The organism is Micromonospora echinospora, from assembly GCF_900091495.1.
In the GTDB taxonomy this organism is placed as follows: Bacteria; Actinomycetota; Actinomycetes; order Mycobacteriales; family Micromonosporaceae; genus Micromonospora; species Micromonospora echinospora.
The window spans coordinates 4,679,089-4,703,739 of sequence record NZ_LT607413.1; the positions used below are offsets into that span (position 1 = coordinate 4,679,089).

General features: G+C 71.0%; 13 protein-coding genes. 7 read left to right on the forward strand and 6 right to left on the reverse strand.

Translation table 11 applies throughout. From position 1 onward, the window contains the following. Window positions 1-105: 105 nt before the first annotated feature. Window positions 106-1,620: a GH1 family beta-glucosidase gene (locus tag GA0070618_RS21040; protein WP_231931392.1), complete on the reverse strand. Its 1,515-nt coding sequence runs from the start codon at window positions 1,618-1,620 to the stop codon at window positions 106-108. A 915-nt stretch (window positions 1,621-2,535) separates the two neighbouring features. Here GA0070618_RS21040 and GA0070618_RS21045 point away from each other — a divergent pair. Beyond that, window positions 2,536-5,427 carry a glycoside hydrolase family 48 protein gene (locus GA0070618_RS21045; protein WP_172900407.1) on the forward strand — a complete coding sequence of 964 codons (2,892 nt, stop codon included), beginning with the start codon at window positions 2,536-2,538 and terminating at the stop codon, window positions 5,425-5,427. A gap of 431 nt (window positions 5,428-5,858) precedes the next feature. On the opposite strand, the gene GA0070618_RS34065 is transcribed toward GA0070618_RS21045, so the two are convergent. The 4 genes from GA0070618_RS34065 to GA0070618_RS21065 all read right to left on the reverse strand — a co-directional run bounded on the left by GA0070618_RS34065 (window position 5,859) and on the right by GA0070618_RS21065 (window position 12,155). After that, window positions 5,859-7,376: an FG-GAP-like repeat-containing protein gene (locus tag GA0070618_RS34065; RefSeq protein WP_088983181.1), complete on the reverse strand. Its 1,518-nt coding sequence runs from the start codon at window positions 7,374-7,376 to the stop codon at window positions 5,859-5,861. 178 nt (window positions 7,377-7,554) lie between these two features. Further along, the gene (locus tag GA0070618_RS21055; RefSeq protein ID WP_088983182.1) at window positions 7,555-8,550 is read right to left on the reverse strand and encodes an alpha/beta hydrolase; all 996 of its coding nucleotides are present in this window, start codon (window positions 8,548-8,550) and stop codon (window positions 7,555-7,557) included. A gap of 69 nt (window positions 8,551-8,619) precedes the next feature. Beyond that, window positions 8,620-10,683: an N-acetylmuramoyl-L-alanine amidase gene (locus GA0070618_RS21060; protein ID WP_088983183.1), complete on the reverse strand. Its 2,064-nt coding sequence runs from the start codon at window positions 10,681-10,683 to the stop codon at window positions 8,620-8,622. 20 nt (window positions 10,684-10,703) lie between these two features. Then, on the reverse strand, window positions 10,704-12,155 hold the full coding sequence (locus GA0070618_RS21065; RefSeq protein ID WP_157748968.1) for an FG-GAP repeat domain-containing protein: 1,452 nt from the start codon (window positions 12,153-12,155) through the stop codon (window positions 10,704-10,706). Between the two features lie 276 nt (window positions 12,156-12,431). Between GA0070618_RS21065 and GA0070618_RS21070 the strand changes: the two genes are divergently transcribed. From GA0070618_RS21070 to GA0070618_RS21095, 6 genes are all read left to right on the forward strand, one after another. Continuing rightward, window positions 12,432-15,719 (forward strand): DUF2961 domain-containing protein, encoded by a 3,288-nt coding sequence (locus GA0070618_RS21070; RefSeq protein ID WP_088983184.1) that lies wholly within the window; start codon window positions 12,432-12,434, stop codon window positions 15,717-15,719. Next, on the forward strand, window positions 15,719-17,842 hold the full coding sequence (locus GA0070618_RS21075) for a family 43 glycosylhydrolase (RefSeq protein WP_088983185.1): 2,124 nt from the start codon (window positions 15,719-15,721) through the stop codon (window positions 17,840-17,842). Before GA0070618_RS21070 ends, GA0070618_RS21075 begins: the two co-directional genes overlap by 1 nt. A 116-nt stretch (window positions 17,843-17,958) precedes the next feature. Beyond that, complete coding sequence (locus GA0070618_RS21080) at window positions 17,959-19,554, forward strand: sugar ABC transporter ATP-binding protein (protein WP_231931393.1); 1,596 nt, start codon at window positions 17,959-17,961, stop codon at window positions 19,552-19,554. Continuing rightward, the gene (locus GA0070618_RS21085) at window positions 19,551-20,642 is read left to right on the forward strand and encodes an ABC transporter permease (RefSeq protein WP_088983186.1); all 1,092 of its coding nucleotides are present in this window, start codon (window positions 19,551-19,553) and stop codon (window positions 20,640-20,642) included. The genes GA0070618_RS21080 and GA0070618_RS21085 overlap by 4 nt, the downstream gene beginning before the upstream one ends. Window positions 20,643-20,664: 22 nt before the next feature. Next, complete coding sequence (locus GA0070618_RS21090) at window positions 20,665-21,663, forward strand: substrate-binding domain-containing protein (protein ID WP_088983187.1); 999 nt, start codon at window positions 20,665-20,667, stop codon at window positions 21,661-21,663. Window positions 21,664-21,776: 113 nt separating this feature from the next. After that, entirely contained in the window at window positions 21,777-23,411 is a 1,635-nt protein-coding gene (locus GA0070618_RS21095) for a fucose isomerase (protein WP_088983188.1), read from the forward strand. On the opposite strand, the gene GA0070618_RS21100 is transcribed toward GA0070618_RS21095, so the two are convergent. Beyond that, on the reverse strand, window positions 23,347-24,492 hold the full coding sequence (locus GA0070618_RS21100) for a LacI family DNA-binding transcriptional regulator (RefSeq protein WP_088983189.1): 1,146 nt from the start codon (window positions 24,490-24,492) through the stop codon (window positions 23,347-23,349). The genes GA0070618_RS21095 and GA0070618_RS21100 overlap by 65 nt on opposite strands. Window positions 24,493-24,651 lie beyond the last annotated feature (159 nt).

Here is a 24,651-nt window from a genome sequence, read left to right on the forward strand (position 1 = left end):
GCCGGCGTCGGTGGTCGTGCCGTACGCCGGCCCGGCGGCCGTGGGCGGGGTCGCCACGACGGGCCCGTCGTCCTGTTCCGCCGGGCCCGTCCCCACGGCACGCGTTCAGATCGCGTTGTCGGCGATCACCTGGCGGTACCAGTGGGCGCTGCGCTTGAGGACACGCCGCTGGGTGGGGTAGTCGACGTAGATCAGGCCCCAGCGCTGGGCGTAGCCCTGCTCCCACTCGAAGTTGTCCATCAGCGACCACACGTGGTAGCTCTCGAGCGGCACCCCGGCGGCGATGGCGCGGTGGACGGCGGCGAGATGATCGCGGAGGAACGAGACCCGGCCGGCGTCGTCGACGGTGTCGTCGGCGGTGAGGGCGTCGGGGGTGGGCAGGCCGTTCTCGGTGACGGTGATGGGCGCCGGGCCGTAGTCGCGGGTGACCCGGGTGAGGATGTCGTACATCCCGTCGGGGAAGATCTGCTGCCAGGCGGCCACCGAGGTGGGCCAGCGCCGTTCGGTGCCACCGGTCGCGGTGACGTAGATCGGGGTGTAGTACTGGACAGCCAGCAGGTCCACCGGGCTGGCGATGGTCTCCAGGTCGCCGTCGCGGATGCCGCGGACCAGCCGGCTCTCCGGGCCGAGGTCGGCCAGGACGTCGGCCGGGTAGCTGCCGGTGAAGATCGGGTCGAGGTAGAGGCGGTTCTCGTACCCGTCGTAGAGGCGGGTCGCCGCGGCGGTGGCGGCGGAGTCGTCGGCCGGGTAGCACGGGTGCAGGTTGAGCGCGGGGCCGATCCGGCTGCCGCTGCCGGTGTCGCGCAGCTGCCGGACGGCGAGGCCGTGGGCGAGCTGGAGGTGGTGGGCGACCAGGTAGGCGGCGTCGCTGTCCTGCCGGCCGGGGGCGTGGTGACCGACGAGGTAGCCGTTCTGGACCACGGTCTTGGGCTCGTTGACGGTCAGCCAGGTGGGCACCCGGTCGCCGAGCGCGTCGAAGACGGTGCGCGCGTAGTCGGCGAAGCGGAGAGCGGTGTCCCGGTTCTCCCAGCCGCCGGTGTCCTGGAGGGCCTGTGGGAGGTCCCAGTGGTAGAGGGTGGCCATCGGGGTGATGCCGTGCTCGTGCAGGCCGTCCAGGAGGCGGCGGTAGAAGTCGAGACCACGCTGGTTGGGCGTTCCTGAGCCGTCGGGCTGGACACGCGGCCAGGCGATCGAGAAGCGGTAGCTGCGCAGCCCGAGGTCACGCATCAGGTCGAGGTCGGCGGGGTAGCGGTGGTAGTGGTCGGCGGCGACGTCGCCGGTGTCACCGCCGTGGGTGCGGCCGGGGGCACGGCTGAAGGTGTCCCAGATCGATTCGCCCCGGCCGTCGTCCTTGGCCGCGCCCTCGATCTGGTAGGCCGAGGTCGCCGCGCCCCAGCCGAAGTCCGGTGGGAACTCCAGGCCGAGCCGGGCGTCGGCGGCGGTGTGCGGGACCGGGCGGGCGCCGGCGGTCGTGGCGGTGCCCGGGGCGGCATCCGGGAGAGGGGCGTCCCCGGCGGGATCGGTGGCCGCCGGGGTGACCGGGGTGGCGGTCAGCTCGGCTCCGACGGCGGCGCCGGTGGGGGCGGCGCCCTGTGACGGGCGCTGCGTGACTATCGACATAGGACGTTCTCCTCGTGGATGCGGGCCCCGCCACCGAGCGGCCGGGAGCGCTCCCAGCATAGGGCAGGGTGAGTCGGCCGCGCTGCGGTCCGGGGACTCCGGCGCTGGTCGCGGCAGGCGGGGGCGGGGCGGGATCGCGGCGTCGCCGGGCCGTGCGGGACGGATCCGGGCGCCGACAGCGAACGAGGCCGTCCGGGCGGCGCAAGCGCCAGTCCCGTCGGCCTCTTTTCCCTCAGTGGGTGGGGGTCTAGTGTGTGGGGACGGGGAGGGCAACCCCCGTCCCCACATCTGGTGCATGTGCGCGTACGAGCGGAATGGGCGTCCTGTCGTACGCGCCGCGCGGGAGCCGGGCCACGCGAGTGGCTCTGGTTCCACCTCCCTTCGCAGTGGATGGGATCCGGCTGGCGGCGGAGTCCGGGCTGGCCCGCCGTCAGCCCTTCCGGGCTGGCACCGGTCCGTTCCCGGGAGAACGGTCCGGAGTGGACGAGTAGTGCGTGAGCATCATCGATGGAAGCGCTCCCATCGATGATGCTGCCGACTGTAACGCCCGTCACCGGTTTGTGAAAGACCCAAAATGAGATCGAAACATTTTGGGTCGTCTACCTGCGGCGATGCGCGCCGGCCATCGGGCGTTCACTCCCGGTCTTGTTACGGGAGCGCTCCCATGCCAGACTGCGACTACCGCGGAGCCAGAACGCGCGAGTGCGGGTCGCCGAGGGCAGCCGGTCTTCTCGACCGGACGGCATCCCGACGGGCACGTCGAGCGAGCAGTTCGCCGTCCCCGCAGCCCGGTCCGGGCGGGCCGACCCCCATCACCGCGCCTCCCACCCCCCGCGCACCTGTCGCGTGGAGGCGCCCGCCGTGGGCCCCACCAGCCCCGGCCTGGTCCGAGGAGACATCGCGCACATGAGACAACTGGCCAGACGTCGCCGCACGGCGATGCTCGCCGCCACCACGCTGGCCATCGGCGGGGTCGCCCTGCCGGCCGGCGTCGCGCAGGCCGCACCGGCCTGCGACGTGGTCTACGCGACCAGCGACTGGAACAACGGCTTCACCGCGAACGTCACCCTCAAGAACCTCGGTGACCCGATCAACGGCTGGACGCTGAAGTTCACCTTCCCCTCCGGCCAGCGGCTCCTCCAGGGCTGGTCGGCCCGGTGGAGCCAGTCCGGCAACGAGGTGACCGCCACCAACGAGTCGTACAACGGCAGCATCCCGACCGGCGGATCCACCAGCATCGGCTTCAACGGCAGCCACACCGGGACCAACACGAAGCCCACCTCGTTCTCGATCAACGGGGTGACCTGTGGCGGCGCCACGCAGCAGCCGCCGACGGTGGCGCTGTCCGTGCCGTCCGGCCCGTTCGAGGCCCCGGCCGACGTGCCGTTGACCGCGACCGCCAGCGACCCGGACGGCACCGTCAGCAAGGTCGAGTTCTACCGCAACGGCCTGCTGGTCAACACCGACACCACCGCCCCGTACGGCTACACGCTGGAGGACCTCCCGGCGGGCAGCTACACCGTCCAGGCCAAGGCGTACGACAACGCCAACCTGACCGCGACCGCCGAGAAGGCGTTCACGGTCTCCCCGGGCAGCGGCCCGATCCTGGTGGCCACCCCGTCGTCGGTGAGTGTGAACGAGGGCGGCAGCTCCACGGTCAACCTCAAGCTCAGCGGCCTGCCGTCGGCGAACGTGCCGGTGACCCTCACCCGCACCGGGGACACCGACGTCACCGTCGCCCCGACCTCGGTGACGCTGACCCCGAGCAACTGGAACACCGGCGTCAACGTCGCGGTCAGCGCGGCCGAGGACTCCGACACCGCCGGGGGCACCGCCACCATCACCGCCTCGGCGACCGGCTACGCCCCGCTGGCGATCACCGCGACCGAGATCGACAACGACACCCCGGGCGGCGACAACACCTGGGTGGCGCGGTTCCTGGAGCAGTACGGCAAGATCAAGAACTCGGGGTACTTCAGCCCCGAGGGCGTGCCGTACCACTCCATCGAGACGCTGATCGTCGAGGCGCCCGACCACGGGCACGAGACCACCAGCGAGGCGTTCAGCTTCTGGCTCTGGCTGGAGGCGAACTACGGCCGGGTCACCCAGAACTGGGCCCCGTTCAACAACGCCTGGACGGTGATGGAGAAGTACATCATCCCGTCGCACGCCGACCAGCCCACCGCCGGCTCGCCCGGCACGGCCCAGTACGCCGCCGAGCACGACCTGCCCAGCCAGTACCCGTCGGCGCTGGAGCCGAACATCCCGGTCGGCCAGGACCCGCTGCGCGGCGAGCTCCAGTCCACCTACGGCACCGGTGACATCTACGGCATGCACTGGCTGCTCGACGTGGACAACGTCTACGGCTACGGCCGGTGCGGCGACGGCACCACCAAGCCGGCGTACATCAACACCTTCCAGCGCGGCACCCAGGAGTCGGTCTGGGAGACCGTCCCGCAGCCGTCCTGCGACACCTTCAAGCACGGCGGCCAGTACGGCTACCTGGACCTGTTCGTCAAGGAGCAGAACGCCCCGGCCAAGCAGTGGAAGTACACCAACGCGCCGGACGCCGACGCCCGCGCCGTGCAGGCCGCGTACTGGGCCCTGACCTGGGCCAAGGAGCAGGGCAAGGCGGCCGACGTGGCGGCGACCGTGGCCAAGGCCGCCAAGATGGGCGACTACCTGCGGTACGCCATGTTCGACAAGTACTTCAAGAAGATCGGCAACTGCGTCGGGGCCTCCACCTGCCCGGCCGGTTCCGGTAAGGACTCCGCGCACTACCTGATGTCCTGGTACTACGCCTGGGGCGGTGCGTACGAGGCCAACCAGAACTGGTCGTGGCGGATCGGCTCCAGCCACAACCACTTCGGCTACCAGAACCCGTTCGCGGCCTGGGCGCTGACCAACGTCAACGAGCTGAAGCCGAAGTCCCCGACCGCGAACGCGGACTGGGAGAAGAGCTTCGAGCGGCAGCTGGAGTTCTACACCTGGCTCCAGTCCGCCGAGGGCGGCATCGCTGGTGGCGCGACCAACAGCTGGGGCGGCCACTACGGCACCCCGCCGGCCGGCACCGCCACCTTCTACGGCATGTACTACGACGTCGACCCGGTCTACAACGACCCGCCGTCGAACCAGTGGTTCGGCATGCAGGCCTGGTCGATGCAGCGCATCGCCGAGCTGTACCTGGTCACCGGCAACACCAAGGCCAAGGCGCTGCTCGACAAGTGGGTGCCGTGGGCGATCGCCAACACCACCGTCGGCGCCAACTGGTCGATCCCGTCCGACATGAAGTGGACCGGGCAGCCGACCAACTGGAACCCGACCAACCCGCAGCCGAACACCAACCTGCACGTCGAGGTCACCGTGAAGGGTCAGGACGTCGGCGTCGCCGCCGCGTACGCCCGCACGCTGATCGCGTACGCGGCCAAGTCGGGCAACGTGGCGGCCAAGAACACCGCCAAGGGCCTGCTGGACGCGCTGCATGGAGCCAGCGACGCCAAGGGTGTCTCGATGCCGGAGAAGCGCGGCGACTACCGGCGCTTCGACGACGTCTACGACGCCAGCACCGGCCAGGGCCTCTACATCCCGCAGGGGTGGACCGGCAAGATGGCCAACGGCGACGTGATCGCCCCGGGCAAGAGCTTCGTCGACATCCGGTCCTTCTACAAGAACGACCCCGACTGGCCCAAGGTCGAGGCGTACCTCAAGGGTGGCCCGGAGCCCACGTTCAACTACCACCGGTTCTGGGCGCAGGCCGACGTGGCCATGGCGTACGCCGACTACGGCCACCTGTTCCCGAACGGCTGATCCACCGCACCCGGGCGGGCGTCGAGGCGTCCGCCCGGGTGACCGGCCCTCCCGGGTGGACGGTGTCCACCCGGAATCCGGACCGGGCCGACGAGGGGATCAGCGGCTCGGTCCACGCAGGACGCCCGACACCCACTCCTCGGGCGGTGGTGGGCCGGCCGGTCGGCACGGTGCCGGCCCACCACACCCGCCCCGAGGTGTCGCCGTCCTAGATTCCGGGTGGAAAACCTGCCCGGTGCGGGAGGACAGGAAGCCCGCGACGGAGTACCGTAGATTGCGGAGAGGCCGCTCCCCCCGTGGCGGCCTCTCCCTTTTTTCGTGGTCCCTCCCGCGCAGCCCCGGCGGCGGCGCGCTCCGGTGGTACGGGCCGCACGTGCGCCGGCTCCCCGCCCGTCGTCCCCGCCGGGCCGGCGGGGACGACGAGGGTCGACTCAGAGTGTGGTTTCGCCGTTGAGGCCGAAGTAGTCGTGCCATTTTTGGCCGGGTTGGAAGGTGGTGCCGGTGGAGAGTCCGACGTAGACGTCGTTGGTGGTGTTTTTGGTGAAGACGATGATGTCGTCTTTGTTGTCGCCGTTGGCGTCGGCGAGGTAGGGGAATTCGCCGGTGAGGCAGAAGTGGTCGTTCCATTTGATGGTGGTGCCGGTGAAGGTGGTGCCGGTGGAGGTGGCGGCGTAGACGTCGGCGTTGGTGTTGCAGGTGAAGGTGACGATGTCGTCTTTGCCGTCGCCGTTGATGTCGCCGACGCGGGGTTGTTCGGTGCCGACGGCGAAGAGGTCGTGCCATTTTTGGGGTGTGCTGAAGGTGGTGCCGGTGGAGAGGGCGATGATGACGTCGGCGGCGGTGGTGGGTCCTTGGGTGAAGGTGATGATGTCGTCTTTGCCGTCGCCGTTGACGTCGCCGAGGGCGGGGTGTTCGCCGGTGATGGAGAAGTAGTCGTGCCATTTGACGGCGGTTCCGGTGAAGGATGTTCCGGTGGAGAGGGCGACGTAGACGTCGGCGTTGGTGTCGTGGGTGAAGGTGATGATGTCGTCGCGTCCGTCGCCGTTGACGTCGCCGACGGCGGCGACTTCGTGGTGGGGTGCGAACCAGTCGTGCCATTTTTGGCTGCTGGTGAAGGTGGTGCCGGTGGAGAGGGCGACGTAGACGTCGGCGAGGGTGCCGTGGGTGAAGGTGATGATGTCGTCTTTGTTGTCGCCGTTGAAGTCTCCGGTGAGGAGTGTTTCGCCGTTGAGGCCGAAGAAGTCGTTCCACTTGACGGATGTGCCGGTGAAGGTGGTGCCGGTGGAGGTGGCGACGTAGACGTCGTTGAGGGTGCCGTGGGTGAAGGTGACGATGTCGTCGCGTCCGTCACCGGTGAAGTCCGTCGGTGACCCCGCCAGATACTTACCACCCGACGGTGACGGGCCACAGTTGTCGCTGACCAGGTACTTCTGGTGGTACTGGCCGGGGTAGGGCGCCAACGACATCCCGTTGATCACGATCGTCTGTCCAACTCCGTTGTAGAGCTGCTCGTAGTGGATGTGCGCGCCGGACGAGTTGCCGGTGCTGCCCGTGGTGCCGATCTGTTGGCCCTGCTGCACGTACGCCCCGTCGGGCACGGAGTAGTCGCTGAGGTGGAAGTAGTAGGTGGTCCATCCGCCGCCGTGGTCGATGACGATGTAGTTGCCGGCCCCGCTGGGCTGCGAGTAGCGCCGGGCGACGCCGGCGGCGGAGGCGAGCTGTGGCGTACCTGCGGTGGTCCCGTCGGCCCGGACGAAGTCCAGGGCCAGGCGGACCTCGGCGCTGTGGTGACCGTAGGTCCACCGCTGCCCGCAGGGGAACGGTGCCTTGAAGTTCGGTGCGGCGAGCGCGGGGGACGGTGTCGCCACCGCCCCGATCAGGACGCCCGCCGCCAGGGTGAGCAGGGAGGCCAGGACGCGACGCACCCTGCTCCTGGAAAGCCTCGACATGGTGACTCCGGTCAGGGGAGGACTCGGCTGGGTGGGGTGGCGCGCCGTCGGCCCCCGGTCGGGGCTCGTCGGGCGCGGGTGCGGAGCAGCCGCTGGAAGGTCTGCGACCCGGCGGCGGTGGCCGTGCCGACGACGACGCGCCGCCGGGCGTGCGTGGCGGCGCGTCGTCGGGCGGCGGTCAGCCGGCGCGCCGCAGGCGTCCGAGCATCCCGTTGAGGTCCTGGACGAACATGTCGTGCCGGAAGAAGTGGCCGCCGGGGCGTTCGTGCCACTCGTGCGGGATTCCGGCGCGGCCGAGGGCACCCCGGAACTCCCGCTGACCGGCCAGCACCTGCGTCTCGTTGACGGTGTCGAACCAGTTGACCGGGTCGGGCGAGATACCGGCGACCAGGAAGATCCGCTTGTTGCGGTAGCTCTCGATCCGCTGCACGGGGTTGTCCGCGGTCACCCGCGCCTCGTCCCACAGGGGTGCGCCGTACACGGTGCCCCCGCCGAGTTCCACGGCGGCCGAGGAGAGGTTGGCCCAGTGCACGACGAGGCCGAAGTCGCGGCGCAGGCTGGCCGGGCCGGAGTGGGAGCTGACCGAGCAGAAGTGCCCGTAGTACTTGGCGGTGTACTTCAGCGCACCGAACCCGCCCATGGAGAAGCCGGCCACCGCACGGCCGTTGTACTCCGGGAAGGTACGGAAGTTCGCCTCGATCCATGGCAGGAGCTGGGCCATGTGGAAGGTCTCCCAGTTGCGGGGACCGGTGTTGCTGTGCACCGGGTTGCAGTACCAACCGGTCGCGGCGTCCGGCATGACGATGATGATTTCCCGGCCGGCGGTCAGGTTGATGATGTTCTCGTGCATGTGGAAGTGCCGGAAGTCGGAGGCCCCGCCGTGCAGCAAATACAGCACCGGGTACCGCTTGCCGCTGGTGTGGTACCCGTCCGGCAGCAGGACGTTGACACCCGGGTCCCACTCGATGGCGTCGGTGGCGAACCGGTAGTACTGCAACCGGCCGCCGTTCTCGTTCCGGTCGACGATGCGCAGGCCGTGGCCGTCCTGCGCGGCGTGCGCCGCCGTCGACGACAGCAGCGGTCCGGCGAGCGCGCCGGCCACGGTGGCGCCCGCCGCGCTGGCCAGCAGGCGTCGGCGGCTCAGGGGGCGACGGGTGGTGGGAATGTGGTCCATGGTTCCTCCATCGGGTACGGCCGCGCCGCAGGGACGACTGCGGCGCGGCGTCTGTCCACTCAGGACGGGTCAGAGTGTGGTTTCGCCGTTGAGGCCGAAGTAGTCGTGCCATTTTTGGCCGGGTTGGAAGGTGGTGCCGGTGGAGAGTCCGACGTAGACGTCGTTGGTGGTGTTTTTGGTGAAGACGATGATGTCGTCTTTGTTGTCGCCGTTGGCGTCGGCGAGGTAGGGGAATTCGCCGGTGAGGCAGAAGTGGTCGTTCCATTTGATGGTGGTGCCGGTGAAGGTGGTGCCGGTGGAGGTGGCGGCGTAGACGTCGGCGTTGGTGTTGCAGGTGAAGGTGACGATGTCGTCTTTGCCGTCGCCGTTGATGTCGCCGACGCGGGGTTGTTCGGTGCCGACGGCGAAGAGGTCGTGCCATTTTTGGGGTGTGCTGAAGGTGGTGCCGGTGGAGAGGGCGATGATGACGTCGGCGGCGGTGGTGGGTCCTTGGGTGAAGGTGATGATGTCGTCTTTGCCGTCGCCGTTGACGTCGCCGAGGGCGGGGTGTTCGCCGGTGATGGAGAAGTAGTCGTGCCATTTGACGGCGGTTCCGGTGAAGGATGTTCCGGTGGAGAGGGCGACGTAGACGTCGGCGTTGGTGTCGTGGGTGAAGGTGATGATGTCGTCGCGTCCGTCGCCGTTGACGTCGCCGACGGCGGCGACTTCGTGGTGGGGTGCGAACCAGTCGTGCCATTTTTGGCTGCTGGTGAAGGTGGTGCCGGTGGAGAGGGCGACGTAGACGTCGGCGAGGGTGCCGTGGGTGAAGGTGATGATGTCGTCTTTGTTGTCGCCGTTGAAGTCTCCGGTGAGGAGTGTTTCGCCGTTGAGGCCGAAGAAGTCGTTCCACTTGACGGATGTGCCGGTGAAGGTGGTGCCGGTGGAGGTGGCGACGTAGACGTCGTTGAGGGTGCCCTGGGTGAAGGTGACGATGTCGTCGCGTCCGTCACCGGTGAAGTCCGTCGGTGACCCCGCCAGGTACTTACCACCGGAGCCGCCGCCGGCGTTGACCAGCGAGATGTAGTAGTCCCAGTTCCAGTGCGGACCGGGGTCGGTGTGGTCGTTGCCCGGGATCTCGTAGTGGGCCTTGATCGCGGTGCGGTTCTTCGGCAGGCCGTACTTGTCGCAGAGATAGCGGGTCAGCGCGGCCGACGACCGGTACATCGCGTCGGTGAACCAGGCCGGGTTGTCGACGTAGCCCTCGTGTTCGATGCCCACCGAGTACGGGTTGCCCGACCGCGCGTGGTAGGCGGTGTCGCCCTCGCGCACCATCTGGGTGATCTCGCCGTTGCTGGACTTCACGACGTAGTGCGCGCTCACCCCCGACGACGGGTTCTGGAACCAGCTGATCGTGCCGGCGTACGAGCCCTGGGTCACGTGGATCACCACGGTGGTGATCCGCGAGGACCGGCCGGCCGAGTAGTTGCCGCCGTGCGCGGCGACCCACCGGGCCGGCGGGTACTCCGGCACCGCCGCCGCGCCGACGCCCGAGGTGGCCGATCCGGCGGGGGCGACGCGGGCGTACCGGCCGAGTTCCGGCTGGACCCGCTGCGGCGTGACCCGTACGGCGGTCGTGGTGATGCCGGCGTGCAGGAGGTCGTAGACGTGGTCGGCGTACAGGCGTGCCGTCGCGTCGTCGACGGCGTGCGCGTACCGCGCGACCACCGGGTACCAGGCGGAGATCCGGTCCCGGTCGGCGGCGGTCAGCCGCTCGGCGTCGGCGATGTCCCGCAGGAGGGCCGCGCCGCCCCTGACGTTGGCCGAGGTCACCGACCGGAGCGTGGACACCGGTTGCCCGGTCAGCTCGGCCGCCCGTTCCAGGGTGCGCTGGCGGGGGTTGCTGACCAGGTGCATGACGCCGTAGCCGTTGGCCTGGCTGGGGCTGCCCTCGTGCCCGTCGAGCCGGGTCTCGCCGTAGCCGACGGCGACCAGCAGGTCCTTCGGGACGTCGAACTCACTGGCCGCACGGGCGAAGGCCGCGTCGAGCGGGCTGGTGGGTCCGGCGGTCGCGGGGGCGGGCGCGACGGGGCTCAGCAGCGCTGCCGCGAGGACGGCGGCGACGCCCCCGCGCCAGGGGAGTCCGGTGGGTGGCATGGTGGTCTCCCGTTCGCGGGTCAGAGTGTGGTTTCGCCGTTGAGGCCGAAGTAGTCGTGCCATTTTTGGCCGGGTTGGAAGGTGGTGCCGGTGGAGAGTCCGACGTAGACGTCGTTGGTGGTGTTTTTGGTGAAGACGATGATGTCGTCTTTGTTGTCGCCGTTGGCGTCGGCGAGGTAGGGGAATTCGCCGGTGAGGCAGAAGTGGTCGTTCCATTTGATGGTGGTGCCGGTGAAGGTGGTGCCGGTGGAGGTGGCGGCGTAGACGTCGGCGTTGGTGTTGCAGGTGAAGGTGACGATGTCGTCTTTGCCGTCGCCGTTGATGTCGCCGACGCGGGGTTGTTCGGTGCCGACGGCGAAGAGGTCGTGCCATTTTTGGGGTGTGCTGAAGGTGGTGCCGGTGGAGAGGGCGATGATGACGTCGGCGGCGGTGGTGGGTCCTTGGGTGAAGGTGATGATGTCGTCTTTGCCGTCGCCGTTGACGTCGCCGAGGGCGGGGTGTTCGCCGGTGATGGAGAAGTAGTCGTGCCATTTGACGGCGGTGCCGGCGAACGATGTTCCGGTGGAGAGCGCCACGTACACGTCGCCGGCCGCGTCGTGGGTGAAGGCGACGATGTCGTCCTTGCCGTCGCCGTTGACGTCGCCGACCGCGCCGATCTCCGCGCCGGGGGCGAACCAGTCGTGCCACTTCTGGCCGCCGGTGAAGCCGGTGCCGGTGGAGAGCGCCACGTAGACGTCGCCGGTGTTGCTGTGGGCGAAGGTGACGATGTCGTCCTTGCCGTCGCCGTTGACGTCGCCGGTCGAGGCCGTCTCGCCGCCGATCGAGAAGAAGTCGTTCCACTTCACCGAGGTTCCGGCGAAGCCGGTGCCGGTGGAGGTGCTGACGTAGACGTCGGCGAGGGCGTTCTGGGTGAAGGTGATGATGTCGTCGCGTCCGTCACCGCTGACGTCGGTGGCGGACCCGGCGGCCATGGCGTGGGTGCGCGCCGCCTCGTTCAGCAGGGTCCGCGCCTTGGTCGCCGCCTGGTCGTAGCGGTCCGGGAAGCCGGAGCGTTGCACGCACTGGGCGACCTGGCCGGCGGTGTAGTGGGGGTTGTTCCGGTCGCAGACGATCGCGCGGGTGACGTACTGCGTGCTGGCGTAGACCGGGTCCATGATCTGCTCCGGCGTGCCCCAGCCGTAGTCCCACCGCTGTTGGAAGACCCCGAGCGAGGACTTGTCGCCGCACGGCAGGTTGTTCATGTGCGACTCGACCCAGCCGGCCTCGAACGCGGACAGCATGACCTTGTCGTTGACGTTGTGGGCACGGGCTACCCGGTAGACGATCACGGTGATCGCGGGGTCGTGGTTGGCGGGAATGGAGGCACAGGCCAGCGTTCCGACCGGAGCGTCGGCGTGCGCCGGAGCGGCCACCACGACCGACGCCAGCGCGGTGCAGAGGCTGACCAGCAGAGCGAGGGGAGTACGTCTCACGATGCTCCTCTTCAGGGGGCGTCAGCGGGTCGGCGAGCGGCGCCACGGAACGGGTCTGGTGCCGGCGCGGGGTGCTGCCGGTGGGTGGCCGTGTGTACGTGAGAAATCGATTGCCGAGGAGTATCGCCAGGACCATCACCGATGTCAATGTGCCGTGAAGTTCTCCTTCGGCAACTGGGCGGTAACGGTAAAGTATTGACAACTTGCGATGTTCCCAGTTGACTGCCGGGCAATCGATTTCCCGCGGTTGCCGACGGTCATCCTGGAGGGACATCCATGAAGCCCCACGTCCGCCGTTGGCTGACCCTCGTCGCGGCGCTGGCGACCGTGCTCCCCCCGACGGCGGCACACGCCGCCCCGCCCGCCCCGCCCCCGCGCGACGCCCCGTCGCCGCCCGCGCCGCTCGCCGTCGCCGACGACAAGGGCCCGGTCGGCTGGGACGTGTACCGCCGGCTCGACCGGCTGCCCGAGCTGGCGGCCGGCAGCCGCACCCGGCAGTTCTCCAGTTTCGCCCGGGACGGCTCCAACGACGACGGCTTCGTCGGCACCTACTCCTGCCTGCGCCAGTCCGGCGGCTGCGTCATCGCGGAGGACCGTGGACCCGGCGAGGTGCAGTCGATCTGGTTCACCCGCGACGACGGCGACGTCAGCGCCACCGGCTGGATCAGGATCGAACTGGACGGCGTCACCGTGGTCGACACCGGCCTCCAACGGGTCGTCGACGGTGGCCTCGGCCACCCCTTCGTGTGGCCGCTGGTCACCAACGCCGACCAGACCTCGGGCGGGGTGACCATCAAGGTGCCCATGCCCTACCGCGACTCGATGCGGATCACCACCCAGTTCAACCCGCTCTTCCACCACGTCACCTACCGGGAGTTCACCGACGCGGTCGGCGTGTCCACGTTCGACCCGCGCGACCCCGCCACCGACGTGGTGGACAGGCTGCGTGCCGCCGGCCAGCGTGACCCGAAGCCCGCCCAGCCGGGCTCGACCACCGCCACCGCCCGGGTCGACGTCCCGGCGGGCGGGCAGGCGACGATCGCCGCGCTCACCGGCCCCGGCGCGGTCACCGCGCTGCGGCTGCGGGTGCCCGACGCGGCGGCCACCCCGGCCACCCTGTCGGGCCTGCGGCTGCGGATCTCCTTCGACGGTCGGACCACGGTGGACAGCCCGGTGGGCGAGTTCTTCGGCGCGGGCCTGGGCGAACGGTCCGTCCGCTCGCTGATGTTCGCCATGGACACCGCGCCGGGCGGCTGGTACACCGCCTGGTGGCCGATGCCGTTCCGGTCCACCGCCACGGTGTCGATCGCCAACACCACCGGCGCCCCGGTCACCGGCGTCCAGGCCGAGGTCACCACCGCGCCGGGCGCCACCTGGACCGGCGCGCTCGCCCCCGACGGCACGGCCGGCTACTTCACCACCCAGTCCCGCCGCGCGGAAACGATGGGGGGCAGCGACTGGATCGTCGCCGACCAGGCCGGTCGGGGACGGTTCGTCGGCGTGTCCCAGACCGCCCGGGGCCACATCGTCGGCGGCAACACCCGCAACTACCTGGAGGGCGACGAGCGCGTCCACGTCGACGGCTCGCCCACGCCGCAGATCTACGGCACCGGCACCGAGGACTTCTACGAGTCCGGGTGGTACTTCAACCGGGGCGAGTACAGCGGCGTGTTCACCGGCAACACCGCCCACCTGTTCCGGTCCGGTGGCTGCGTCGACGAGTGTGACGCCGTCTACCGGCTGATGATCGGCGATGCGGTGTCCTACGCCACGGCGCTGCGCTTCGGCATCGAGCACGGCCCGGCCAACGACATGCCGGCCGACTACGCCTCGACCGCGTTCCTCTACACCCAGCCGACCGTCGCCCTGCGCCGCACCGACACGCTGGTCACCGGTGACGCGGCCAGCCGCGCCGCGCACGCCTACACCGACTCCGGCAGCCAGTACGCGCTGACCACGCCGTACGAGGGCGACGACGACAACGTCCCGGTCACCGGCCAGGTGCGCTCCGGCGGTGGCGCGGTCGGCTTCCGGCTCGCCGTCGATCCCGCCAACCAGGGCGTACGGCTGCGCCGGCACGGCGACCAGGCCACCGCGTACCAGGAGGTCGCGGTGTCGGTCGACGGCTCGCCGGCCGGGGTGTGGCGGCAACCGCTGGGCAACGGCCGGCAGCGCTGGCTGGCCGACGAGTTCGTCCTCCCGGCCGCGCTGACCGCCGGCCGGTCCACGGTCACCGTCACCCTGACCCCGGCGGCCGGCGCCCCGGCATGGACGGCGGCCCGCTACGAGGCCGACAGCATGGTCGCGCCGTTCGTCGACACGTCCGCGCCGGGCGCGGTCACCGGCCTCACCCTGGCCGGTGGGCGGGTGCACGCCCTCGGCCTGTCCTGGTCGGCGTCGTCGGACAACGTGGGCGTCGCCGTCTACCGGGTCTACGCCTCGCGGAACCCCAACGTCGCGACCACCCCGGCCAACCTGGTCGGCACGACGCGGACGACCACCTTCCGGCACGGCCCGTTGCCGGCCGGACAGACCCGCCACTACCGGGTCGTCGCGGTCGACGGCGCCGGCAACGCCGCCACGCCCTCGGGCGAGGTGTCGGCGACCACCCGCACCCGCAACACCAGCGACGCCAACGGCGACCGCCGGGACGACGTGGTGGCGTTCACCCGGGGCACCACCGCCGACGTGACCACCTCGCTCTCGGACGGCACCCGGTTCGTCCCGGACGGACGGGTCTGGAACGACCACTTCGCCGTCGGCACGGAGATCCCGCTCACCGGTGACGTCGACGGCGACGGCCGGGCCGACGTCATCACCTTCACCCGGGGCGACACCGCCGACGTCTACGTCGGACTCTCCACCGGCACCACCTACGCGGCCGGGGTGAAGTGGCACGACTTCTTCGCCACCGGCACGGAGATCCCCGCGGTCGGCGACGTCGACGGCGACGGGCGCACGGACATCATCACCTTCACCCGGGGCGGGGCCGGCGACGTGTACGTGGCGCTGTCGACCGGCAGCGGCTTCGGTCCCGGCGTCAAGTGGCACGACCACTTCGCGATCGGCGACGAGATGCCGGCGGTGGGCGACGTCGACGGGGACGGGCGCGACGACGTGGTGACGTTCACCCGGGGCACCACGGGCGACGTGTTCGTCTCCCTCTCCGACGGGACCCGGTTCGTCGAGGACGGCTGGAAGTGGCACGACTCGCTCGTGCTCGGCGACCAGTTGCCGGCGCTCGGGGACGTCGACGGGGACGGACGCGACGACGTGGTGACGTTCACCCGGGGCACCACGGGCGACGTGTTCGTGGCGATCTCCGACGGCACCCGGTTCGTCCCGCAGAGCGGTCGATGGCACGACTGGTTCGCGGTCGGCGACGAACTGCCCGGCGTCGGCGACGTCGACGGCGACGGACGGGCGGACCTGGTGACGTTCACCCGGGGGAGCGCGGCGGACGTGTTCGTGGCGCTCTCCACCGGCGGCGGCTTCGGCGCCGGAGTCCGCTGGCACGACCGGTTCGCGCCCGGCACCGACCTGCCCCGGCCGAGCGTGTCGTGATGCGGATCCCCCGGATGCTCGCGGTGCTGCTGCTGGGCGCCGTCCTGGTGACCGTCCCGGCCGGGCCGGCCGCCGCCGAGGACGTCGTACGGGCGGAGGCGGAGGCGCTGACCGTGACCTCGTCCACCGCCCCGGTCGAGGCGCAGGCCAACTGCTGCGGGGTCGCCTGGTCGGCCGGCCGTCAGCTCTGGCTGCGGGCGGCTCGGGCGGGGGACTCGGTCACCGTGACGCTGCCGCCGGTGCCGGCCGGACAGTACGACCTCGGTGCCGTGCTCACCCGGGCCGCCGACTACGGCACCCTGCGCTTCGCCGTCGACGGGGTGGCCGTCGGTCAGCTCTTCGACGGCTACGCGCCCACCGTGCGGCGCGTCGAGGCGGTGCCGCTGGGGTCGGCCTCGCTCACCGCCGGCACCCACCGGCTGACCGTGACGGTGACCGGGCGGTCCGCGTCGTCGACCGGCTTCTTCGCCGGCCTGGACACGATCGCCCTGCGCCGCGTCGGCCCGCTGGCGTCGGTGACCACCACGGCGTACGAGAGGGTGGGCGAGACACCGGCGCGGGGGCCGCTGACCCGGGTCTACGACCCGGGCGTGGGGGAGCCGGTGGCCTGGTACTACAACGACCACACCCTCGTGCGTGACGAGCGGACCGGGCTGTGGCACGTCTTCGCCATCACCCACGCGGAGCCGGGCGCGCCGCAGGACGAGAAGAGCTTCGGTCACGCGACCGCGCCCACGCCCACCGGACCGTGGACGAAACAACCACCGGCGCTGGTGGCCGACCCGACGGCCGGCGAACAGTGGATCTGGGCGCCGCACGTCGTGCACGACCGGGGCGTCTACTACATGTTCTACGCGGCCGGAAGTCCCGACTACGCGAACTACCGGATGCACCTGGCCACCTCGACCGACCTGTTCACCTGGACCCGCAGCCCGGCCAACCCACTGTTCACCGACGGCTGGGAGGGACGCGACCCGATGGTGACCCGGGTCGGTGACCGGTGGGTCATGTACTACACGGCGACCTCCCACCCGCAGGGCGGCAACCACGTGGTCGCCTACCGCACCAGCACCGACCTGCGGACCTGGAGCGGGCGGGGCGTCGCGTACGCGTCGCCGCACACCGGGCGGGCGGCCGGGCAGACGGAGTCGCCGTTCGTGGTGCGCCGGGGGGACTGGTGGTACCTCTTCGTCTGCTGCGACGGCACGGACTACGGCGCGGCGTACCGGCGCACCGCGGTCTACCGCAGCCGGGACCCCCTGCGGTTCGAGGGGGCGGAGAAGGTGACCGTGCTCGACGCGCACGCCGCGGAGGTCGTGGTCGACGGCGGGAACTGGTATCTCAGTCACGCCGGTTGGGGTCAGGGCGGGCTCTGGCTCGCCCCGCTGACCTGGTCCACCGGGGTCGTCGCCCGGGGCTACCAGGTGAGCACCGGATTCCTGCGTGCCGACGTGCGGACCTGGCCGCACACCCGGATCGCGTCCCTGGAGGTCGACCCGGCGGGCGCGGGGGCGTACCGGTCGGCGTTGGACTCGTCGCACCGGGGGACCGGTCCCTACCTGGCGGTCGGCCGGTTCGACGTCACCGACCGGGCGGGTCCGCCGGCCCGGGTGGACGTCTCCGCCGACGGTTCCCGGCTCCACCTGGTCGGCATGCGGATGGGGGACGAGCCGGTCACCGCCGACTGGCTGCTCACCGTGGCGCCCCGGTGGACCGGCCCGGGGTTGCAGAGCGACGTCACCTGGTCGGTGACCGGCCCGACGACGGCACCGGTGTGGGAGGTGGCGTTCAACGTCGACGGCGCGCTGCCGGCGGTCGGTGACCCCGCCGTGGCGTCCCGGCCGACCGGTGACGTGACGGGCATGCCGACGTGGTCGATGACCTCGGGAGCGGACCTGTCCCTCGTCGCCGCGCACCGCTGGGCCTCGGCCTGGCGCGGTGACAACACCTGGTACGACGCGGGCCACGCGATGGCCGCTTGGCAGCCGCTCTGGCGCACCGGTGGCGTCTCCTGGCCGCCCGGCCAGTATCCGGGTGGGACGTGGCGGTTCGCTGCCAGCGGGGTGGGGCGGGACACCGCGTTCGCGGAGACAGTCCACGCGGCTGTCAACGCGGTGCCGTGAATGGTCGCGCCGGGTGGGCCGGATCGTGGCCTGAACCGTGCCGACGAGCCTCACGGCAGGGCGCTGTCCGTCCATGCTCGCCAGCAATCGATGTCCGGACTGCTGCGGAGGCCCCGGTGAGCCACCAGGTGATCGTCGCCATGTCCGGCATCGCGAAGCGTTTCGGTGGCGTCCACGCCCTACGGGGCGTCGACCTCACCCTGCGGGCCGGCGAGGTCCACGCCCTGCTGGGCGAGAACGGGGCCGGCAAGTCGACCCTGATCAACATCCTGTCCGGCGTGGTGACCGAGTACGACGGGAGGATCTCGGTCGGCGGCGAGCCCGTACGCTTCGCCGGCCCGGCCTCCGCCCAGGCCGCCGGCATCGCCACGATCCACCAGGAACTCGACCTGGTGCCGGCGCTCTCCGTCGCCGAGAACCTCGTGCTCGGCCGGGAACCGCGTACCCGGCTGCGGACGCTCGACCGGCGGGCGATGATCCGTACCGCCCGCGACTGGCTGGGCCCGCTCGGCGCGGAGATCGACCCACGTCGGCCGGTCGGTTCGCTGCGCGTCGGCGAGCAGCAACTCGTCGAGATCGCCAAGGCGCTCTCCCTCGACGCCCGGGTCCTCGTCATGGACGAACCGACCGCCGCGCTCGCCGACGCCGAGGTGCGCCGGCTGATGTCCACCATTCGCGCGCTGCGCGAGCGCGGCGTGGCCGTCGTCTACATCTCCCACCGCCTCGAGGAGATCGAGGACATCGCCGACCGGGCCACCGTCCTGCGCAACGGCGAGGTGGCCGGCACACTGCGCCCCGACCGCACCGACCGGCAGCGCGTCATCGCGCTGATGGTCGGCCGCCCGGCGGAAGCGCTGTTCAGCGTGGGACGCGGCGGCGCCGGCCCGGTGGAAGCGGTGCTCGACGCGGGACGCGGCGGTACCGACCCGCCCGGGCCTCCGGTCCTGGTGGTGGAGGACCTCACGGTCCGGCCCCGGGTCAGCCGTCCGGGTCGCTGCGAACCGTCCGGGATCAGCCTGACCGTCCGCCCCGGGGAGATCGTCGGCCTGTCCGGCCTGATGGGATCGGGCCGCACCGAGCTGCTGGAGACCCTGTACGGCGCGGGCCCGGCCGGACGGCGTACCGGCGTGCTCCGGCTGGCCGGCCGCCCGTACGCCCCGCGCGGCCCCCGGTCCGCGTTGCGGGCCGGCGTCGGGTTCGTTCCCGAGGACCGTCGCCGCTCCGCCCTCGTCCTGGAACATCCGGTCGGCCGGAGCATGGTGCTGGCTGCCCTGCGCCGGTTCACCACCGCCGGGGTCGTCCGCGTCGGACGTGAGCGGGACGCGGTCCGCGAGCAGATCGCCGCGCTGGCCATCCGGACACCGTCGGCCGGCGCGCCGGTCGGCGCGCTCTCCGGCGGCAACCAGCAGAAGGTGGTCTTCGCTCGACACATCCTCACCCGACCCCGGCTGCTGCTGCTCGACGAGCCGACCCGTGGGGTCGACGTCGGCGCGAAGGCGGAGATCTACCGGCTGCTGCGGCGGCTCGCCGACGACGGGATGGGCATCCTGCTCGCGTCGTCGGAGCTGCCCGAGCTGACCGGGATCTGTGACCGGATCGTGGTGCTGCGACGGGGACGGGCCGTCGCGGACCTGCCGGCCGGCGGGTGCACCGGCGAGGACATCCTGACCGCAGCGATGGGCGGCGCGTACGCCGGAAGGGACGAGCGATGACGCACCTCCGTGAACCGGGGGAGAGATCCGACGCGCCGGTCACGCCGGTCGGCGGCGGCGCGGGCCTCGCCGCCGACGGCGGCCGGTGGTGGGGCCGACCCGGTGGCCGGGGCGACCTCGTCGAACGGCTCTTCGCCGTGCAGAGCCTGTTCGCGCTGCTGGTCGTGTTCGTGCTGGCCGTCGTCGTCTCGCCCCGCCGCGACGGCGAGATCCTGTTCCTCTCCACGGAGAACCTGGGCAACGTCGTCCGCGCGGTGTCCGAGATCGGGATCATCGCGATCGGCATGACCTTCGTCGTCCTGCTCGGCGGCATCGACCTCTCCGTCGGCGCGATCCTCGGTCTCTCCGCCGTCGGCACCGCGACCCTGATGGTCGACTCCGGACTGGGCATCCTGCCCGCGGTCACCGTGGTCCTGCTGATCGGCGCGGTCTTCGGCGCGTTGCAGGGTTACGCGACGGCCCGGCTCGGCATCCAGTCGTTCATCGTCACCCTCGCCGGACTCCAGGTGGCGCGGGGCCTCGCCCGGATCTGGTCGGGCGGGCTCGGCATCCCGATCGCCTACGGCGACGGCCCGCAGGAGGCGCCCCCGGCGTTCGAGATCCTCAACGGCAGTGTCAACGGGGTGGTGCCCGTCCCGGCGGTGCTGTTCGTCGCCATCGGCGTGGCCGCGATCGTCGTGTTGCGCACGACCGCGTTCGCCCGGCACGTCTACGCCATCGGCGGCAACGAGAAGGCCGCCCGGCTCTCGGGTGTGCCCGTGCTGCGGGTCAAGGTCGCGGTCTTCGCCATCGCCGGCCTGCTCGCCGCGGTGGCCGGCGTCATCCACGCCGGCCAGCTCAACCAGGGCAGCCCCAACGACGGCGCCGGCTACGAGCTGGACGCCATCGCCGCGGTGGTCATCGGCGGCACCAGTCTGGCCGGGGGCACCGGCTCGATGGGCGGCACGCTCGCCGGGGCGCTGCTGCTCGGCATCCTCAACAACATCCTCGCGCTCAACAACATCGACGCCAACGTGCAGCTACTGATCAAGGGCCTGGTGATCGTGGCCGCCGCCGGGTTGCAGAAGCTGCGCCACAGCATCGCCTGAACCGCTACCGACAAGGAGCGTCATGATGCGCACCCGTATCGTCCTTCTCGCGTTGCTGTGCAGCGGCGCGCTCGTCACCTCCGGCGCGTGCAGCGTGGAGAAGCCGTCCGGCGACGCCGCCGCCGAGAACTGCGGCAGCGGCAAGGACTTCCTGATCGGCATGTCGCAGGCGAACAACGCCGAGCCCTACCGGCAGGTGATGAACACCGACATACAGACGGCGGCGAACTCCGTCCCCGGGTTCACCGTGGTGGTCGCCGACGCGGCGCAGGACAACAGCAAGCAGGTCGCCGACGTGGAGAACTTCCTCACCCAGCGGATCGACCTGCTGATCATTTCGCCGAACGAGGCCAAGCCGCTGACCGCCGTGGTGCGGAAGGCACACGACCGGGGCGTCCCGGTCATCGTGCTGGACCGCAAGGTGGAGGGCGAGGCGTACACGGCCTTCATCGGCGGGGACAACGTCGCGATCGGCAGGGCCGCCGGCGAGTTCTACGCCCGGACGCTGCTGCCCGACGGCGGCAAGGTCATCGAGATCACCGGTCTGCCCGGCTCCACCCCGGCGGCCGAACGCGCGCAGGGCTTCCGGGAGGGCATCGCCGGCAACCCGAAGATCGAGATCGTCGCCTCCCAGCCCGGGGACTGGCTGCGGGAGAAGGGCCAGTCGGTGGCCGACGCGCTGCTCAAGACGCACCCGGACGCCGCCGCCGTCTACGCGCACAACGACCCGATGGCCGAGGGCGCGTACCTGGCCGCGAAGGCGGCCGGGTTGCACACGAAGGTCAAGTTCACCGGCATCGACGCGCTGCCGGTCCCGTCCGGCGGCATCAAGGCCGTCGAGCAGGGCCGGCTCGCGGCGACCTTCCAGTACGCCACGGGCGGCCGGGAGGCCGTCGACCTGGCCCGCCGGATCCTGGTCGACTGCGATCGGGACGTCCCGCGTACGACCACGCTCGCCACCATGCAGGTCACCAGGGAGAACGCCGCCGAGACGTACGCCCGGCTCGGCGGTGCCGGCTGAGGCGTCGACCGGCCCGGCCCGACGGCAGGCGCGCCTCGTGAGCCCGCCCCAGCGGACCGGAATGCCGAACCCGCCCAGCCAGGTACCGACGAGCCAGTGGAGGACGTCAACCCGTGAGCAACTACACCATGCCGGTGCTGGTCGACCCGCCGGCCGCCGCCCCCCGCACCGTCTACACGGTCGCCAGTGGCGACCTGCGGCGCAGCGCGAACGTCGCCGGATGGCCGACCCAGCAGCGCCTGGAGGCGGACCTCGCCGCCGCGGTCACCGCGCTGGGCTGGTCGGTCCAGCGGGCCCATCCGGTGGACGCGGTCACCGGTCACGGCTTCGTCGACAGTCAGCGCGCCGGCATCGAGATCTTCCGACGGATCCCGGTCGACGCCCCGCTGGTCGTGGTGGAGGCGGTGTGGCAGTACAGCCACCACGTGCTGGCCGGGCTGCGCGCCCACCGTGGCCCGATCCTGCTCGTGGCGAACTGGAGCGGGGAGTTCCCCGGCCTGGTGGGCCTGTTGAACCTCGCCGGCAGCCTCACCAAGGCGGGCGTGCGCTACTCGGCGTTGTGGAGCGAGGACTTCACCGACGAGTGGGCGCGCGACGGGCTGAGGACCTGGCTGGAGACCGGCGAGGTGGTCCACGACGAGAGCCACGTGCGGGATCTGCCGCCGTTGCCGTCCGACGCCGAGGTGACGCTCGGCCGGGCCCTGGCCGTCCAGCTCCAGCGGGAGAAGGCGATCATCGGGGTCTTCGACGAGGGCTGCATGGGCATGTACAACGCCATCATCGACGACGAGCTGCTCAACCCGCTCGGCGTCTACAAGGAGCGGCTGTCGCAGAGCGCGCTGGTCGCGGAGATGTCGCGGGTGTCCGACGAGGAGGCGCAGGCCGTCCGGGACTGGCTGGACGCTGCCGGCATGACCTTCCACACCGGCACCGATGAGGCGACCGAACTGACCGACGCGCAACTGGTCAGCCAGTGCAGGATGTACGTCGCCGTGCTGCGCATCGCCGACGACTTCGGCCTGGACGCGGTCGGCATCCAGTACCAGCAGGGACTCAAGGACACGGTGCCGGCGAGCGACCTGGCCGAGGGGCTGCTGAACGACGTGTCCCGGCCACCGGTCACCAGCCGGGACGGGGCACGGAAGCTGTATCCGGGACAGGCGCTGCCGCACTTCAACGAGGTCGACGAGGGTGTCGCGGTGGACTCCCTGGTCACCAACCGGATCTGGACGGCGATGGGGATGGACCCGGCCACCACCCTGCACGACATCCGGTGGGGGGAGCGGTACGGATCGGACTTCGTCTGGGTGTTCGAGATCTCCGGTTCGGTTCCCGCGTCCCACAACGGCGGCTACCACCGGTCGTACAGCATGCGGCAGCCGCCGATGTACTTCCCGCTGGGCGGCGGCACCCTGAGCGGTGTCTCCCGGCCGGGGGAGATCGTCTGGTCACGGATCTTCGTGATGGGCGGGGCGCTCCACGTCGACCTGGGCCGGGGCAGCGTGGTGGAGTTGCCGGCCGCCGAGACCGAGCGTCGGCTCCGGGCCACCACCCCGCAGTGGCCGATCATGCACGCCGTGCTGCACGGCGTGGGCCGGGACCAGTTGATGGCCCGGCACAGGGCCAACCACGTCAACGTGGTCTACGCCGCCGACGCCGACGCCGCCGACCGCGCCCTGCGGGTCAAGGCCGCGATGCTCGACGCGCTCGGGGTGCGGGTGCACCTGTGCGGTGACGTCGCGCTGTGATCGCGGGGCAGGTGTCCTCGACGCCGGGCGACCGGGTCGGTGCGGCTCCGGGGCCGCCGTCCGCCGGCTGCGCGTCCGGCGGGCCGACGGCCCGGACCGAACTCTCGCGGACCTGAAGGGCCGTCCGCAGGGTGACGGTCGAGGACGCCTTCGCCGGGTTGGTGATCCGTTCGGTGAGCAGCGACGCGGCGGCCCGCCCCAGGTCGTACGTGGGCTGCGTGACGGTGCTCAGCGAGGGCCGGACCAGATGGGCCCAGGGGATGTCGTCGAACCCGACCACGCCGCACTGGGTGGGCACGACGACCTCGCTGTCGAGCAGGCACTCCACGGCGCCCACCGTCATCAGGTTGTTGGTCACGAACACCGCGTCCGGTGGCTCGGCCGCGTCGAGCAGGGAGGCCATGGCCCGGTAGCCGCCGTCCTCCCGGAAGTCGGCGTACCGGACCAGGTCCTCCGTCACGGTCCGACCGGCCGCGCGCAGGGCCTGCTGGTATCCGCGTAGCCGCTGCACGGCGGTGGAGATCCGTCGTGGTCCCGTGATGCAGGCGATCCGGCGGTAGCCGCTGTCGACCAGGTGGGCGGTGGCCATCTCCGCCCCGTGGACGTTGTCCACGAGCACGGTGTCCACAGCGACGCCACGGGGCTGCCGGTCGATGGCCACGACCGGCATCCCGGTCTCGGTGAGCCGGTTGATCAGGGACGGCCGTCCCGACGGCGAGATGATCACGCCCGCCATCCGCTCGGCCAGGGCCGCAGTCACGTAGCGGGTCTCCTTGTCGGGATCCTCGTCCCCGTTGCACAGCACCACGGAGAAGCCCGCCTCCTGCGCCACGTCCTCGATGCCGCGCACCAGGGAGGTGAAGAAGGGGTTGCCGATGTCCGAGATGATCACGGCCCAGAGGCTGGTCCGCTGCCGACGCAGGCTGCGGGCCACCGCGTTGGGGCGGTAGTCCAGGTCCAGCATGGCCTGGCGTACCCGTGCCGCCAGGTCCGGGTCGACCGACGAATGCCCGTTCAGCACCCGCGACACCGTCGACGTCGACACCTCGGCCATCCGCGCCACGTCATAGATGGTCGTCATGCGCCGCCCCTGTCGGTGTCCCGCGCTCATCCAGCGTCAACCTCGAAGGTGACCAATGGGGCGCCACGGCCCGTGTGGCTGACACGCGATGATGGTTGGCCTGAGATCCTATACCGACAAGGAATCGATTTCTCTCCGCGCGGGACCTCCCGGACCCGC

What these genes read in the sequence shown, in the direction of transcription:
- GA0070618_RS21040 (WP_231931392.1), bottom strand. Translation starts at nt 1,620, where the DNA reads ATGTCGATAGTCACGCAGCGCCCGTCACAGGGCGCCGCCCCCACCGGC.
- GA0070618_RS34065 (WP_088983181.1), bottom strand. Translation starts at nt 7,376, where the DNA reads ATGTCGAGGCTTTCCAGGAGCAGGGTGCGTCGCGTCCTGGCCTCCCTG.
- GA0070618_RS21055 (WP_088983182.1), bottom strand. Translation starts at nt 8,550, where the DNA reads ATGGACCACATTCCCACCACCCGTCGCCCCCTGAGCCGCCGACGCCTG.
- GA0070618_RS21060 (WP_088983183.1), bottom strand. Translation starts at nt 10,683, where the DNA reads ATGCCACCCACCGGACTCCCCTGGCGCGGGGGCGTCGCCGCCGTCCTC.
- GA0070618_RS21070 (WP_088983184.1), top strand. Translation starts at nt 12,432, where the DNA reads ATGAAGCCCCACGTCCGCCGTTGGCTGACCCTCGTCGCGGCGCTGGCG.
- GA0070618_RS21075 (WP_088983185.1), top strand. Translation starts at nt 15,719, where the DNA reads ATGCGGATCCCCCGGATGCTCGCGGTGCTGCTGCTGGGCGCCGTCCTG.
- GA0070618_RS21085 (WP_088983186.1), top strand. Translation starts at nt 19,551, where the DNA reads ATGACGCACCTCCGTGAACCGGGGGAGAGATCCGACGCGCCGGTCACG.
- GA0070618_RS21090 (WP_088983187.1), top strand. Translation starts at nt 20,665, where the DNA reads ATGATGCGCACCCGTATCGTCCTTCTCGCGTTGCTGTGCAGCGGCGCG.
- GA0070618_RS21100 (WP_088983189.1), bottom strand. Translation starts at nt 24,492, where the DNA reads ATGACGACCATCTATGACGTGGCGCGGATGGCCGAGGTGTCGACGTCG.